Consider the following 15,410-nt stretch of genomic DNA (forward strand, 5'->3'; position numbering starts at 1 on the left):
TGGGGGCACCAGGATGAAATTACACAATGGTCAATTGTTTTGGCCGACCACATTAAAAAATAGAAAAGAAGATTTTGATAAAAAGTATGATGCAGTCATCATAGGAGGTGGCATGTCCGGGGCATTATGCGCCTATTCACTCGTCCAGGAAGGCTTGAATGTCGCCATCATTGAAAAACGGACACTTGCTGCCGGCAGTTCATCCGCCAATACAGGGCTGCTTCAATTTTCCAATGACGTCATGCTTCATGAATTGATGGACCAGATCGGAGAAGACAAGGCGGTTCGTTTTTATTCCTTATGTATGGAAGCAGTAGAGAATCTGGAGAAGGTAGCGATGAATCTACCGGTTTCTCCTGACTTCATCCGCAGGAAAAGCATTTACTATGCAAGCACATCCCGACATGTTCCAAAGTTAAAGAAAGAATATAAAACCTTGAATGAGCACGGCTTCCCTGTGGAATATTGGTCTCGTAAAGAGATGAAAGACCGCTTGCCTTTTTCAAAGTCCGGAGCGTTGATCACGCATGGTGACGCAGAAGTGAATCCATACAAATTCGTGAATGGGATATTTGATTATTTAAAAGAAGGAAAGCAAACAACGATATTTGAAAAACTGGAAGCAACTAACATAGAAGAACATTCTACAGGTGTTAACATCCATACTCCTGACGGGATCATTCAAGCAACGCACCTGATCCATGCAACAGGCTATGAAACGCCTCCCCTGAATAAGAAAATCGGTTCAGACATCAACAGGTCTTATGCCATTGCGACAGAACCGATTGAAGACTTATCTCAATGGGATGACAGAGCGCTCATCTGGGAGACAAAGCGGCCTTATTTATACATGCGCACTACGATAGATAACCGGATTATTGCCGGCGGATTAGACGAAGACCCTGCAGAGGCGCCTCAAAGTGAGAAGAAAATTGAAAAACGCGGAAAGCGGATTGAAAAAGAAGTTCAGAAACTGTTTCCCGACCTGAAGATCAAGATGGATTATGCATGGGGGGCAAGCTTCGGGGAGTCACTGGACAACCTTCCCTATATCGGGAAACATCCCGACAAAGACAGGATTTATTATCTGCTCGGTTATGGCGGAAACGGCACTGTCTACAGCATGCTCGGAGCCAACATCCTGCGGGACCTTATCTCGGGCCGCCCCAACCCGGATGCAGAGATCGTCAAATTGGATAGATAAATGATCGGGGACGGACCTTTAATAAAGGTCCGTCCCCCACTTCCATTTAGAATTGAGACAAGAATTCACCGTATCCCTGCTCCTCCAACTCATTCTTCGGAACAAAACGAAGAGCGGCCGAATTCATGCAATATCTTAGTCCTGTAGGTTTCGGGCCATCATCAAATACATGACCCAGGTGGGAATCCGCATGTTTACTCCTGACTTCCGTCCGTACCGTGAACCACGACCGGTCTTCCACTTCCACAATATTATCTTCCACAAGGGGCTTTGTGAAACTTGGCCACCCTGTTCCACTTTTGTATTTATCCTTCGAGCTGAATAGAGGTTCACCCGAGACGACATCTACATAGATGCCTTCTTCCTTGTTGTCCCAATATTCATTCTTGAATGCTTCCTCCGTTCCATCTTCCTGAGTGACTTTGTATTGGATATCCGTCAATTTTTCTTTTAATTCGTCATCTGTAAAAGAAGGATAAATAGAATTGGTCTGGAGTTCGATATGTCGATCCTCTCCCCACGCCTCATCGAGAAAATCATCCCTGCCTGAATTGCTTCTGTAAAATTTGTAGCTTAATTTATTTTTCTTATAATAATCCTGGTGGTACTCTTCGGCTTTGTAAAAGGTTTTGGCCGGTTGGATCTCCGTTACAATTTCCCCATCAAAACGGCCCGAATCTTCCAATTCCTTTTTTGATTTCTGAGCTGCCTTCATTTGTTCTTCATTATGATAGTAAATCCCGCTCACGTACTGGGGTCCCCGGTCGACGAACTGTCCACCGGCATCCGTCGGGTCGATTTGCCTCCAGAAGACTTTCAGTAATTGTTCATAGGTGATCACGTCAGGGTCGTATTCGATTTGAACAGCTTCCACATGTCCCGTCTGTTCGGAGGATACTTCGTCATAGGTCGGATTTTTTTCTTCGCCGCCTGTGTATCCTGAAATGACCGAGTATACGCCGTCCAGTTTTTCAAAAGGAGGTTCCATGCACCAGAAGCATCCACCCGCAAAGGTCGCAAGTTCATGGTCTTCATCGATCGTCTCCGATTTCACCGCTTCACTTCCTAACGATTTCTGGGTTAGGCTTGCATACAGTTTCGGTCCGAAAAATGCCCCCAGACCTACTATGAGTATCAGCCCAATCCCCATCATGATCTTCTTCATCGTATCTCCTCCCCTCCATTTTTCTCTTACCTTCATTGTACCGTGTAGCTGTTCCTCTTGCGAAGATGAATCGGTTTTCTCCAATGACCGTTGACCACCTTGCGTTTGGACAGAAACGTATGAATCTGCGATAGTAATAGCTAAAAGGAGAAAATCCATGTCCATTATTCTTATAGTGCTATCCGCTATCCTATTGACCGCCTTCCTGATTGTAAAGTACTACCCCGCATTTGGTAAAAAACCTACAGGTGAACGGGTTCATTCATCCCCTCAATACTCACAAGGTTCCTTTCAAAACCCTACGCCGACTTCTATGGACACGAGCTTTTCTTCATCCGTTTCCATGATCCGCGATCTCGTAAAACGTGACGCTAAACGCAAACCTGGAAACGATATTCCACGAGTGGCTTTTCCTTCTATCTCCCACCCCCATCCCGTGACGAATGTTACGTGGTTCGGACATTCTGCAGCCATGCTTGAAATGGACGGGAAGAGACTTCTGCTTGATCCCATGTTTGGCAGGGCCCCATCCCCATTTCCATGGATAGGTGGAAAAAGATACAGCAAGGAACTTCCCTTTCAACTCGATGAATTGCCTTCCATCGATGCTGTGATTTTTTCCCATGATCACTATGACCATCTTGATTACGGTACGGTTCGAAAGCTTCGCACCAAAGTGAAGCAATTCTTCGTTCCCATAGGGGTAGGCAGTCATTTGGAACATTGGGGGATCCATCCTGATCACATAGTGGAGCTTGATTGGTGGGAGGAAAGAGAATGGGCCGGCCTTACATTTGCCTGTACTCCTGCCAGGCACTTCTCCGGCAGAAGCCTGAATGACCGGAACGCTTCCTTATGGTGCTCGTGGTGTATCAGCGGAATATCGTCCAATATCTTTTTCAGTGGGGATAGTGGGTATGGTCCGCATTTTAAAGAGATCGGGGAGCTGTATGGTCCTTTCGATTTGACCCTGATGGAATGTGGCCAGTATGACCCCAGATGGGCCCCGATTCATATGCTCCCTGAAGAGACTGTCCAAGCCCATATTGACGTGAAAGGGAAATGGCTGATGCCCATCCATTGGGGGGCTTTCACATTATCTTTCCATGAATGGACCGATCCGATTGAACGCCTCACAAAATGCGGAAAAGAACGGAATGTTCCCATTGCAACGCCTAAAATCGGAGAAACGTTTCTTGTGGAAGGAGATTCATTCCCATCTTCTAGATGGTGGGAATGAACAAACAATCGCCCGTATGTATACACTATCTAAGAACGAAAAAGTGGGCGATCAACTATGGGAAATGAGCAAAAAGCCACATTCGGTGCATGGGTTGCGGCTACCGGGACCGTCATCGCCGCTATCGGGAGTACACCCTTTAAAAGGATTCCAATGGAAACGCTCAATTCTTTTAATCTCATAGGAAATGAACTTCAGGCAACAGGGAGCGCCCTTAGTGCAGATGCCATTAGGGAATTCACCTTGACAAAAGTGGGGAATGGACTTCAGGCTGTTGGGAACGTCATCGTCATTGCAGGCCTTGTCAGGGGTTACAATGACATTATCGAGCAGGAGCTTGTTATCAAGGGAAACCTGGTGCAGGCATTGGGGGCATCCACTGCCCTGGCAGATTCCTTCAATGAAGAGCACACAGTAGAAGTACTATTTTCAATATACGGGAACCTTTTGAAAGCCATCGGGAACTCCCTTCAAGCCATAGCCATCATCCTGGAATTAAACAATCGAGACAGCGGAAACCTCTACGCTATAGGAAGCTGGATCCAGGCGATCGGAGCCATTATTTCTGCACTGGCCCAATCAAAAAAGTCCTCCACCTGATGCTTCTCTACGTGTACTCTTAATACGAACATGCTGAGCGGATGGATTCGGTATAAAAACAATCGAATCCTATTGGATATTCAAACCTTCTCCTGACTGCTCCCTGGGTCCTTTTTCATAAAATCTCTTTATCTGGGTAAACGCCTATACCAATCCCACTCAAAACGAATACTCATAACCTAGATAGAGAGGAGGTTTATGCTATGAATGATTTTCAAACAGGCAATGAAACGTTTGTAGACTATAGTGATTACCGCCGGCCAATCGGACGGGTAGGCTTCGGAAGACCGGGATTTGGAGGGTTCGGGAGACCAGGGTTCGGTTATGGCGGATTCGGAAGACCAGGATTTGGATTCGGCTTCAGTCCGTTTGTGGGAGGACTTGCCGGTGGATTATTAGGTGCAGCATTATTGAGTCCAGGTTATGGGTATGGTTACGGGTACGGATATCCACCACCTTATTATGGTTATCCGCCATATCCTTATTATTACTAATTTCATATAAATCGAAAGGGAACCCTGGCGTTAAAGCGCAATAGGTTCCCTTTCTTATTTTCAGAGGTTTTCATGCCTCTTTTATCCCTATTGAATTAGAGAATCGCCTCAGCGATCAACTCATACGACCTTACTTTGTCTTCAAATTGGGACACATTGGTGATGATCATAAATTCATCGGTTTGATATACTTCACTTAGCATCTGGAGTTCTTCCTTCACTTTTTGAGGGGTTCCGACGATCGCTCTTTTTCTGTTTTCCATTACTTTTGCTTTCTCTTTAAGTGTCAGCACTCTTGTCTTTGCTTCTTCGATGGAAGGAATTTCAGTATCAATCCCCTTCTCTACAGCCAATAACCACAAGTCTTGTGTAAGGGCTATTTCTTCTGCTTTCTCCTCAGTTGGAGCGCAAACGACAAAGATACACACATTGCTCAAGGGTCGGGTTAATGAGGCTGAAGGCTGAAATTGGGATTGATAATAATCCATCGCCCGCTTCCCATTGACCGGATTGATGAAGTGACCAAAGGTAAAAGCCGTGCCTTTTTCAGCTGCCACCCTGGCACCACGGTGTGTGATGCCCAATATCCATGGAAGTGGAGGAGACGCTGCGTCGGGATATGCCTTCACGGATTGTTCAGGTGAAAGATGCAAGTAATTCTGAAGTGCCTCTACCTGATCCGGAAACTCATTCATACTCTTTTTCAACCCATCCGTAAGAGCCATCCGTGTTTCATATGATCCACCGGGGGAACGGCCGATTCCAAGATCGATCCGATTGGGAAATAGGGTTTCCAACACCTTGAAGTCCTCCGCAATTTTGTAAGAACTGTATTGAGGAAGAAGGACACCCCCAGATCCGACCCGGATCGTATGCGTCATGGACGCAATATGTGAAATCAGTACCTGGGGAGCCGAACCTGCAAGACCATTCGTATTATGATGCTCCGCCACCCAGAATCGTGTGTACCCTAACTCTTCTGTATACTGTGCAAGCTCCACTGTATTCCGAAACGCAGTACCTGCGTCCCCTCCCCTCACAATCACAGACTGCTCCAATACACTCAACTTCATCCATGTCACTTCCCTTCGCAAACCGAATTTCCATTAGTATATACTTACATTATCCCACTAAAATCTGCAGGACCAAAAAAAATGCTTAGAGGGACGGACCTCACTTTTCGTTGGAATATCACGGGAAACACTCTCAATAATTCCAGATGAATCCCTCTGTATCAACATGTATGAAGAATACAGAAAAGGGACGGACCTCGTTTTTCGAGGTCCGTCCCTCCCCTTTACAAGCTTAAATAGATGTGGTTGCCGGATGGGTCGACGGTGAGGATTTTACCGTCATATTCCTGTATTGCGGCTCCCATGGATTTGAGACTATGGATGATGATGCTGCGCTTTTCTTCATTCGGGAAGTGGAGGGTGAACCAGTTGAGGCCTGCACTGTTTACAGAAGGAGTCGGTGCGCCTACGCCATTCCACGTATTCAATCCTATGTGATGATGGTACCCTCCAGTCGAAATGAAGAGTGCCTGATTCCCGAAACGGCTCACCACGTTAAAGCCAAGACCTTTCCCGTAGAATTCTTCCGTCGACTTCAAATCCGACACGTGGAGATGAATGTGCCCCATCACTGTACCGGCAGGAAGTCCATTCCACGCTTCCCCTCCGGCCTCGGCTAATATCCCCCGTGCGTCGAGGGGATCGACGGTCATTTCGACTTGGTCACCATGCCATGTCCAGGCGGAGGCTTGACGGTCCCTGTAGATCTCGATTCCATTCCCATCAGGATCGGATAAATAGATTGCTTCACTGACAAGGTGGTCAGAAGATCCGAGCTGTATATTCAGCTTGATCAGATGGGCCAGCACCTTACCAAGGTCTTCTCTACTTGGAAGCAATAAAGCAAAATGATATAACCCCGTCGTCCGCGGCTCTTTAGGAAATGTTTCTTCAAGCTCTTCAATGGATAACAGGGAATGAATACCGTCCGCCGTTAAAGTGGCCCGTTTTTCTGACTGCTCCAGCACTTTAAACCCGATCACTTCCTTGTAAAAAGAAAGAGATCGCTTCAAATCCTGCACGATTAGGCTCACTTCCCCAACAAATGTATGGGGTTCTTTATGAAAGTTCATTATGGTTCCTCCGATTTATTTTTAGACATATGTCATTAAGTTACTTTATGTAACTAATTTTAATTTAATAACTATATTCCGTCAAGTAATTAAATTACCCGATTACCCGTTATATGGTATACTACAAAATAGAATTTCCATGAATAAAGGAGGCATTGAAGATGAACCAATCTGAAATATGTCCAAGATTTGAAAAAGCGATCGGCATCTTAAGTCAGCGATGGACGGGGCTCATCATTTATCAGCTGCTGTCCGGCCCCCAACGGAACTGCACCATCAAAGACGCAATCGGCATCAGCGGCAGACTTCTATCCGAGCGGTTAAAGGATCTTGAACAAGAAGGAATCGTTACGCGGACCGTCTATCCCGAGACACCGGTGCGGATTGAATATTCGTTAACGGAGAAAGGTTATTCGTTAGAGCCTTTAATGAAAAATATAGAGAAATGGTCCCAGGAGTGGATTGAAAAGGAATGAGAGCCCGTTTATTATTTAGGGGCTCCGTTTTGGGAGAGAAAAATAAAAATAGCTATCTTTGCAGGGTGATAAGTCGATGATAGGAATCAGTATAGCAACGAAGTGGGAATATGAAGCGACATTGGTATATTTCGGCATAAAAGATCATGAACGTTTCAGTTATCCTTATGGCGAGTATTTCATAAAAACAGTTAATGATACCGAACTTGTTTTTTATAGTACCGGTGTAAGAAAAGTAAATGGTGTCGGTGGTAATCAGTATATGATTTCTACCTTTCATTTAACGAAAGTTATCGTTGCTGGAACCTGTGCAGGAATAGATGATAAGTTCAGTAATTTGGATATTTTTGTACCTGACAGAGCCGTTCAATATGACTGCACAGTAAAAGAAATCGAGCCTCTTATTAAACAATCCTTCATAGTCGATATCGATTTATCAAAATACGGAAATGAGTTTCATACCGGAACAATTGCCACCGCTGATAAAGCAGTAGTGATGTGGAAGGACTATTTAGAACTTAAAGAAAACGAAATAACAATAGCCGATACAGAAGCGGGTGCCATTGCGTATATCTGTAAGAAGAATGATGTTAAATGCATTATCATTAAAGGAATATCTGATTTTCCAACAGATGAAAGTAGCTCTGACAAATTCGAATCAAACACTGAACAGATTAGTGTTTATTTAGAAAACACACCCAAAGTGATGAACAAAATATTTGGCGAATATTTAAATAGATTTATATAACCATAAAAACCCGGAGTCATTGGGAGGCCACTGAAGAACTATCGCCTCTCAAAGAGAGTTAAATAAAAAACGGCTCGTTTGGAATGAGTTTTTCCAAACGAGCCGTTTTTTAAGTGAAAAAGGGGTTTTGCCCCTTCTATTGTTCCATTAACTTAAGTATTCGTTTTAAGTTTGCGGTAAATATGGCCATGGCTCCTTGTATGCGCATGCCTTCGAGACCCGAAGATGAGGCGACCTCATATCCGTGTCTATGCTTCAGTTCACTATTTTTCGCTTCGATTTTGTACCGTTCTTTTGCTCTCTCCTTAAATCGTTCACTATTTTGAAATTCGATTTGTTTCGTGTGTTCTTCTGATTTCATACTGACAGAGTAAGATTTGGTTTTGGCTCCAGATTTATAACACCCTTCTTGTAAAGGGCAACGTTTACACTTCTCCACGTCAAAATAATACGTATTCACTTGGTTCTTAGACTGGTTCTTTTTCCCTTGGCGAGCCTTCCTTACGGCCATATGCCCTGCAGGACAAAAGTACATACCTGCATCTTTATTGAACTCAAATTTTTCTTCTTTTTTTCGAGCACCATAAGATACATGGGGGTTCAGCTTGGAGATCAATTCAAATTCATGTTCGTTGGCATATTTGAGGTTTTGGCTTCCTGAATAGGCTGCATCGCCAATGACCTCTTTCACCTCAATGCCTGCTTCTTTGCTTTTTTCTACTAACGTTGGTAACTCTTTACCATCTGTTTTTTCACCCGTTGTAATCGTTGCGGCGGTAATGATTCGCTCTTGGACCATTGCTAAGTGTGTTTTGTATCCGAAAAAGGATGAATCTGCTGTTTTATGGCCGATTCGAGCGTCTGGATCTGCCGATTCTTGAAGATAGACCAAATCATCTTCAACAGTTTCTTTGAGTAGATTTAATGGTTCTTTTACTTTTGGGATTTCGGTTAACTTTGGCTCATTCTCCATGATTTCCACAAGCTTTTGTGTGTAATCCAACTCGGCTTCAATCGTGTCCTCAGTTGGTTTACTCGGGAACTTTTCTTTCATGGTTTCATCAATAGAATACACCAATTTCCTCACCTTTTTTGACTGATTACGCAATACTTCTTGGGGAGAGGTCTGATTATATCGAGCTTTCGTGTGAGTAGCGTCTAAGATGACAGACTGGGATTTGATCACCCCTTTTTCAAGTGCGATTTCAACTGTTTTCATGATCAATAAGTCCAATAAATCTTCATCTTTCAAACGTTTCCGTCGAAAATAAGCCAACAAGCTGGGATCAATTACATCATCTTCAGGGGCCATTTCTAAAAAGAACTTAAACGACATGTCTACCTTGGTTCTTTCAATAAGGTCAACATCGGATAAAGTGTAGATGGTTTTAAGAAGGAGATATTTAAAAATCCGAATGGGATGGATGGCATTCCGACCATTGGTATGACAATATTTATCCTTTAATTCATCATAGACGAAGCTGAAGTCCACGAGTTGATTGATCTTTCGTAGAAGATGATCTTTGGGCACAACAATATCATACAATCCTTCAAATTGGCTTACGTTCATTGATAACTGATGGTCAAGCATCCAATCCCTCACTTTTATGTAGTACCTCCATTTTACAAGAAAACAGCGTATCTTTCTTCGATTTCTCGAAGAAAGATACGCTGTTTAGTGAATTAGGGACTTTTTCAGTGGCCTCGTCATTGGCTCTGGGTTTTTTTACTTTAATGGTGGGATTTTGTATAACATTGAGAATTATTATCAATACTGTATAAGAAGACAACCACGCCTATGGTTGCCTTCTCCCCTATTACATACCCGGTTCGAATGTTTTGCAGTCCGTTTCTTCGCTGTTATGCGCTTTGTTCCCTTTATGACTGACAACGAAAATCTGGTCTGCAGAACACTTCTTTCCTTCACTGTTGTACCTGCAGTTGCTCACTTCACATAGTACGTCTTGTGCCATGGTTTTACACCTCCCCTGTACCATTAGAGTGTACGTTTCGTTTCAGGTTCATACCTTCACATTGACCCCTGATCATGAAAAAAGGACTCACCTCCGAAAGGTAAGCCCCTGTTCATTTTATAACTCCAATGCTTCCTCTTGATGTACAGCCATTGTTCTTCGTTTCGTCACGATTTTATATGCCGCGACTGTGACCAATACCACTCCACTGCAGATGATATATAAAGCCGAAAAACCGAGCTGCGATGAAACAAGCCCCAGCACAAACGACCCGACCGCAATCCCAAGGTCATAAAAAATGAAGAACGTAGCCGTCGCATGCCCCGTTCTCCTCTTCGGTGCAGCCTGTATCGACATGGTCTGGAAACTTGGAAGCAAAGCACCATACCCGAGTCCGATCAGCGTTCCTGATATCAATAAGAAAACGACGGAATGAGTGAAGCTCAAGAGAATCAGTCCAAAGGCAAAGATGACCAGGGACGGGTAGATGACCGCGTTGGGTCCCGACCGATCAAATAGTCGCCCTGTATATGGCCGAGACAGCAGCATCGCAGCTGCAAATACGACGAAGAATAAACTGACGGATTCGAATAATCCGACAGACTTCGCATAAACGGAGATAAACGACATGATGCCGGAGTAAGCAAATGAGGTCAGGAACCCTACCAAGGCAATCGGGATTGCCTTCACTTCTATTAAGTCCTTAAGGGTCAGGCGTCTGCTCACTACCTGTTCCACCACATCGTTCTCTGTCACCTGAATGCCAAATGAGCAAAGAAAGCCTATGACAATGATCCATGCAAGACCCATAAACAACGTCGTGTACGGAATCCACTGTAGTAGGGCCAGGGAAAGAAATGGACCTACTACAACTGCCAGGTTCATCGACATGGCAAAGTAACCGAGTCCCTCCCCCTTCCTGTTTGCCGGGATCATGTCTGCCGCAATTGCCACCATGACCGTTGAACCGATACTAAACCAGATTCCATGAAAAAAACGGAGCCCCATCAAAAAATAAAAACCATTTACCCAAAAGTAAATGAATGAGGAAATCCCGAACATTAAAACACTGAGGATGAGTGTCCTTTTCTTCCCTAACAGCTCAATGATTTTTCCCGAAAAGGGACGTACAATGATCGCCGATAGTAAGAAGACCGTTGTAGCTAGTCCTGCCTGACCTTCTGTTCCGTGTAACTCATCAAGCACATACAGAGGCAGGATGGTCAACAATGAGTAAAAAACTAAAAACAGAAAAAAATTATTCAGTAACGCCATAAAAAATGGCCGTGTCCAGATATTTTGTTTTGTTGAATGCTCCACTATTATTCTCCTTCGCGCAATTAGTTGTTATACTAATTATATCTACAACATGTATATTTGTAAATATAGTTGTTGTGACAATTAATTCAATTTCTTCCGGTTTTCATGTATGATAAAGGGAAGAAACTCATGTAGAAGGTGAAACCAGTGACAATGTCCCGAGATGAATCCATCGGCTTATATACGAGCCACACAGTCAAAAACATCATTCGATTCCTCACCCTCCATCTGAAAGATTTCGATGTGACACCTGAGCAGTGGACGGTTTTGAAGAGACTCGCCGAGAAGGATGGAATCAGTCAAAAACAGCTTGCCATGAGGTCTGAAAAAGACCAGCCGACCGTAACCAGAATATTGGATATTCTGGAAAGGAAAGAACTGATTTACAAACAGAAAAATGCAGTAGACAGACGATCTTTTCTTATTTTCATCACAGAAAAAGGAATGAAAGCGAAGGAAGAGCTTTCCCCCTTTATAGAGAAATTGTATGAAGATACGATTCTTAAAGGGATTTCAGAAGAGGAATTAGAAGTATATAAGAGCGTTCTTTCTCAAATCAACGCGAACATGACCAAAGGATAGGAGTGAGCGTATGAAAGAAATTCCTGTAGCCCTACAGATGTATACATTGCGAAACGAGGCGGAAAAGGATTACATCGGTACTCTTCAAAAAGTGGCTGATTTAGGCTATGAAGGGGTAGAACTTGCCGGTTATGGAGGTTTATCCGTCAAAGAGCTGAAAGATTTATTAGGCAAGCTCAATCTTCGTGCCGTCTCCAGTCATATTTCTTTATCTGATCTAAGGAGCAATGTGGATCAGGTGATCGAGGATCAGCTTGAGCTGGGCAGTACCTACATCGTGTGCCCATATTTACCCCCTGAAGAACGAACAGAGGAAGATTATTTCCGATTGATCGATGACCTGAACACCATTGGTGCAAAATGCTTTGAAGCGGGTATCACCCTCTGCTATCATCACCATGACTTCGAATTAAGGACTCTTTCCAACGGGAAAACGGCTCTCGAAACGATTCTGACTGAAACGAATCCCCATATGGTCAAAGCTGAATTTGATATCTATTGGTTGACGTATGCAGGGGAAAATCCTGTTGAATGGCTGAAGCGTTACCAGGGTCGGACTCCCCTTGTCCATTTAAAAGATATGACAACGGATGGCGAACGATTTTTCGCGGAGCTTGGATCGGGTGGAGTGGACCTGGAACCTATCCTGGAATTCGGTATGCACAGCGATGTGGACTGGTGGATTGTCGAACAGGACGACTCCAAGATCCCGCCAATCGACAGCGTTCGAAAAAGTCTTGAGTACTTACGACATAACCAAGTTCGATGAGATAAAAAGGAGAGCCGGGTAAATTGGCTCTCCTTTCTCACATTATTTAAGTTTCGCTACAATCTTGCCTTTCACGTGGCGCTCGGATAAGCGGCTGAGGGCTTCCGGCACTTCTTCAAGTGTCACCGTCTCCTTCAGCATGGCGTCCAGCTTCCCTTTTTCCAACAGGTCCAGCATCTCATCCCCGATAACCGCAAAATCCTTTTGGGCTTTGAAGTCTTCCGTTTGATGCGCCGCTGCAAGGGCGATTTCATGATAGGAAACGACTTTCGTGAATAATTTGATTTTGGTGAAATCAGGAGCACCGGCGATGTACACCATGTGACCCATATAGGCCAGGGCATCCAGGGAGTCTGTCGCACTCTGTCTGCTGACCGCATCCACGACGGCGTCAACACCACGTCCATCTGTGATTTCCATCACCTTCGCTGTAACATCTTCTTCCCGGTAGTCGATACAATAGTCTGCTCCAAGTGATTTCACATAGTCATGATTGTGACGGGACGCAGTCGATATGACGGTCTTCCCTGCAAGTTTCGCAAGCTGTACACCAAACCCGCCTACTCCACCGGCCCCGCCATGAATCAAAATCGTATCGACGTTGTCTAGGGGCAGTTTACGGTGAATGGCCTGGTAAGCCGTATAACCCGCAGTCGGAAGGGCTGCAGCATCCTCAAAGGAAACACTGTCAGGGATGCGTGAAACCGTGTGTGCTGTGATGATTGCGTATTCTGCATATCCGCCTTTTTTCGTGAAATCTCCGTGGTAAACGACACGGTCTCCTTCTTTAAAATCCGTTACTCCCTCACCGACTTGTGCCACCACTCCCGCCACATCCAAACCGAGAATATGCGGATAGGACCAGACAGGCATCCCATTCGTGGCTGTCTTGTAGTCAACGGGGTTCAATCCGACGGCATGGACCTCTACGAGAAGTTCTCCCTTTTTCGGTGAAGGTGTTTCGGTTTCCTCCACCTGCATATCTTTCCATAAACCTTTATCTTTCAATAATAAAGCTTTCATTATATTCATCTCCTTAAAGAGCGTTATGATTATTTTGCTTACATGGTATATAATATATACTATAAATGAGATAAACAAGTAGGCACTATTTAGTATCCTGGTTACCGTTTGGAAACCTGGGAGGTGCCTGCGTCGGGTGGATAGGTTTGAGTTCAGCTGCTGAATATCATCCGTATTTCAACTGCTGAATAACTTTGATTATTCACCTGCTGAAAAAACTTCTATATTCAACAGCTGAATCCACAAATGAACATCACAAATAAACCAGGAGGTACCCATATGAAACAACTCAACACCGAATACCAATGCGCCATCGACCTCGTGATCGATGTTATCGGAGGAAAATGGAAGGTTCTTATACTATGGAATTTGAACGAAGGTGTAAAGAGATTCAATGAATTGAAGCGGTCCCTGCCGAATATCACCCAGAAGATGCTTACCCAGCAGCTAAGGGAGTTGGAAGAACACGGACTGGTCGAGCGGACGGTTTATCAGGAAGTCCCGCCGAAAGTCGAATATTCGACGACTGAGATGGGAAAGAAACTCCAGGGCACGTTATTTGAGATGTGTAAATGGGGAGATGAATATGCCGAGCAGAAAGGGATCGGGATGAACCGCTGCTGGACGACGTATGATTTCATGGAGAATGATCAGTAAGGCGAAAAGGACTTGTCACAAGCCCTTTCATCTCGTCATTCCGCCAGGATCTGACCCAGTGCCTTTTCAAGCGTATCATATTGGAAGACAAATCCTGCTTTCTCCAACCGTTCCGGGATGACCCATCTGCTTTTCAGGACCAGTTCGGTTTCCGTTTTGATGAACACCGCACCTGCTTCAAGCATCCATTTCGGGGTCGGGAGCCCTATCTTCTTATTCATCACGTTCCTTAGGTGAGCCATGAATTCACGATTGGTGACTGTATCTGGCGAGGAACAGTTGAACACTCCCCTTAACTCCTTCTCTTCATTCAAAAAAAGAATGATCCGGTACAGGTCTTCTACATGGATCCAGCTAAATTTCTGGGTACCCGGTCCCTGCACCCCTCCGAGACCAAATCGGACCAGATTTTTGTACGGTGTCATCACACCGCCATCCGGCCCCAGGACGATCGCGATCCGTAAAGCTGCCTGTCGCGTCCCGGGTAACGAAAAGGAGAAGAATGCTTTCTCCCATTCTTTTGCCACTTCAACGGAAAAGCCTGTGCCGATATCGCCGGCTTCCTCCGTCATCGGCCGGTCCTCTGCATGTCGATAGATCGTAGCCGTACTGGAATTGATCCATAAGGGAGGTGGATTCTGACATTGTAAAATGGCCTTCCCCAATATATTCGTCGTGTCCGTCCTGGATTTGAAAATGTCCGCTTTATTCTTTTCATTGTACCGACAGTCGACTGACTTCCCTGCAAGATTGATGAGCATATCCGCACCCTCTAATGACTGAACGATTTCATCGGGCCGGTCCCAGGAAACATGGGGAGTCTGTCTTGAAATGATGATCACTTTATCGCCGTTCTCAAGAAATTTCTTCTGAAGATACTGGCCGATGAAGCCAGTTCCCCCTGCTATGACGATTTTCTTTTCCACGGTATCCACTCATTTCTTTTGTGTAAGTATGTGAATTATTTCACATTAATTATACCAAATTCTGTAACGAATTCAACCATTTTTTGT

17 protein-coding genes are annotated in these 15,410 nt (G+C 44.6%); 9 read left to right on the top strand and 8 right to left on the bottom strand.

What is annotated here, in order from left to right; translation table 11 throughout:
- Positions 1-13: 13 nt before the first annotated feature.
- The gene (locus V8G47_RS07575; protein WP_336199571.1) at positions 14-1,204 is read left to right on the top strand and encodes an NAD(P)/FAD-dependent oxidoreductase; all 1,191 of its coding nucleotides are present in this window, start codon (positions 14-16) and stop codon (positions 1,202-1,204) included.
- Between the two features lie 46 nt (positions 1,205-1,250).
- On the opposite strand, the gene msrA is transcribed toward V8G47_RS07575, so the two are convergent.
- On the bottom strand, positions 1,251-2,369 hold the full coding sequence (gene msrA / locus V8G47_RS07580) for a peptide-methionine (S)-S-oxide reductase MsrA (protein WP_336199572.1): 1,119 nt from the start codon (positions 2,367-2,369) through the stop codon (positions 1,251-1,253).
- 157 nt (positions 2,370-2,526) lie between these two features.
- Between msrA and V8G47_RS07585 the strand changes: the two genes are divergently transcribed.
- From V8G47_RS07585 to V8G47_RS07595, 3 genes are all read left to right on the top strand, one after another.
- The gene (locus V8G47_RS07585; RefSeq protein ID WP_336199573.1) at positions 2,527-3,609 is read left to right on the top strand and encodes an MBL fold metallo-hydrolase; all 1,083 of its coding nucleotides are present in this window, start codon (positions 2,527-2,529) and stop codon (positions 3,607-3,609) included.
- Between the two features lie 57 nt (positions 3,610-3,666).
- Positions 3,667-4,209 (top strand): DUF6944 family repetitive protein, encoded by a 543-nt coding sequence (locus V8G47_RS07590; RefSeq protein ID WP_336199574.1) that lies wholly within the window; start codon positions 3,667-3,669, stop codon positions 4,207-4,209.
- A gap of 203 nt (positions 4,210-4,412) precedes the next feature.
- Positions 4,413-4,703 carry a hypothetical protein gene (locus V8G47_RS07595; RefSeq protein ID WP_336199575.1) on the top strand — a complete coding sequence of 97 codons (291 nt, stop codon included), beginning with the start codon at positions 4,413-4,415 and terminating at the stop codon, positions 4,701-4,703.
- A 95-nt stretch (positions 4,704-4,798) separates the two neighbouring features.
- Here the strand turns inward: V8G47_RS07595 and V8G47_RS07600 are convergent, their stop codons facing one another.
- Both V8G47_RS07600 and V8G47_RS07605 read right to left on the bottom strand, forming a co-directional pair.
- The gene (locus V8G47_RS07600; RefSeq protein WP_336199576.1) at positions 4,799-5,776 is read right to left on the bottom strand and encodes an LLM class flavin-dependent oxidoreductase; all 978 of its coding nucleotides are present in this window, start codon (positions 5,774-5,776) and stop codon (positions 4,799-4,801) included.
- A gap of 224 nt (positions 5,777-6,000) precedes the next feature.
- On the bottom strand, positions 6,001-6,849 hold the full coding sequence (locus V8G47_RS07605; RefSeq protein ID WP_336199577.1) for a VOC family protein: 849 nt from the start codon (positions 6,847-6,849) through the stop codon (positions 6,001-6,003).
- A 161-nt stretch (positions 6,850-7,010) separates the two neighbouring features.
- Here V8G47_RS07605 and V8G47_RS07610 point away from each other — a divergent pair, with 161 nt between their 5' ends.
- Both V8G47_RS07610 and V8G47_RS07615 read left to right on the top strand, forming a co-directional pair.
- Complete coding sequence (locus tag V8G47_RS07610; protein WP_336199578.1) at positions 7,011-7,325, top strand: winged helix-turn-helix transcriptional regulator; 315 nt, start codon at positions 7,011-7,013, stop codon at positions 7,323-7,325.
- 76 nt (positions 7,326-7,401) lie between these two features.
- On the top strand, positions 7,402-8,073 hold the full coding sequence (locus V8G47_RS07615; protein WP_336199579.1) for a 5'-methylthioadenosine/S-adenosylhomocysteine nucleosidase family protein: 672 nt from the start codon (positions 7,402-7,404) through the stop codon (positions 8,071-8,073).
- Between the two features lie 136 nt (positions 8,074-8,209).
- Here the strand turns inward: V8G47_RS07615 and V8G47_RS07620 are convergent, their stop codons facing one another.
- The 3 genes from V8G47_RS07620 to V8G47_RS07630 form a co-directional block, all read right to left on the bottom strand.
- Positions 8,210-9,664 (bottom strand): IS1182 family transposase, encoded by a 1,455-nt coding sequence (locus V8G47_RS07620; protein ID WP_336199580.1) that lies wholly within the window; start codon positions 9,662-9,664, stop codon positions 8,210-8,212.
- Positions 9,665-9,890: 226 nt separating this feature from the next.
- A complete protein-coding gene (locus V8G47_RS07625; protein WP_079532121.1) occupies positions 9,891-10,046 on the bottom strand; it encodes a DUF1540 domain-containing protein in 156 nt (51 codons plus the stop codon).
- A 117-nt stretch (positions 10,047-10,163) separates the two neighbouring features.
- Positions 10,164-11,321: an MFS transporter gene (locus V8G47_RS07630; RefSeq protein WP_442970810.1), complete on the bottom strand. Its 1,158-nt coding sequence runs from the start codon at positions 11,319-11,321 to the stop codon at positions 10,164-10,166.
- A gap of 198 nt (positions 11,322-11,519) precedes the next feature.
- On the opposite strand from V8G47_RS07630, the gene V8G47_RS07635 reads away from it, so the two are divergent.
- The gene (locus V8G47_RS07635; RefSeq protein ID WP_336199582.1) at positions 11,520-11,948 is read left to right on the top strand and encodes a MarR family winged helix-turn-helix transcriptional regulator; all 429 of its coding nucleotides are present in this window, start codon (positions 11,520-11,522) and stop codon (positions 11,946-11,948) included.
- A 10-nt stretch (positions 11,949-11,958) separates the two neighbouring features.
- Positions 11,959-12,717 (top strand): sugar phosphate isomerase/epimerase family protein, encoded by a 759-nt coding sequence (locus V8G47_RS07640; RefSeq protein ID WP_336199583.1) that lies wholly within the window; start codon positions 11,959-11,961, stop codon positions 12,715-12,717.
- Positions 12,718-12,759: 42 nt separating this feature from the next.
- Here the strand turns inward: V8G47_RS07640 and V8G47_RS07645 are convergent, their stop codons facing one another.
- The gene (locus V8G47_RS07645; protein WP_336199584.1) at positions 12,760-13,740 is read right to left on the bottom strand and encodes a zinc-binding dehydrogenase; all 981 of its coding nucleotides are present in this window, start codon (positions 13,738-13,740) and stop codon (positions 12,760-12,762) included.
- Positions 13,741-14,019: 279 nt separating this feature from the next.
- Here V8G47_RS07645 and V8G47_RS07650 point away from each other — a divergent pair, with 279 nt between their 5' ends.
- A complete protein-coding gene (locus V8G47_RS07650; protein WP_336199585.1) occupies positions 14,020-14,397 on the top strand; it encodes a winged helix-turn-helix transcriptional regulator in 378 nt (125 codons plus the stop codon).
- Between the two features lie 35 nt (positions 14,398-14,432).
- Here the strand turns inward: V8G47_RS07650 and V8G47_RS07655 are convergent, their stop codons facing one another.
- Positions 14,433-15,323, bottom strand: a complete 891-nt coding sequence (locus V8G47_RS07655) for a TIGR01777 family oxidoreductase (protein WP_336199625.1) — start codon at positions 15,321-15,323, stop codon at positions 14,433-14,435.
- Between the last annotated feature and the right edge of the window lie 87 nt (positions 15,324-15,410).

Origin of the sequence: Rossellomorea sp. LJF3 (assembly GCF_037046045.1) — a bacterium.
Taxonomy (GTDB): Bacteria; Bacillota; Bacilli; order Bacillales; family Bacillaceae_B; genus Rossellomorea.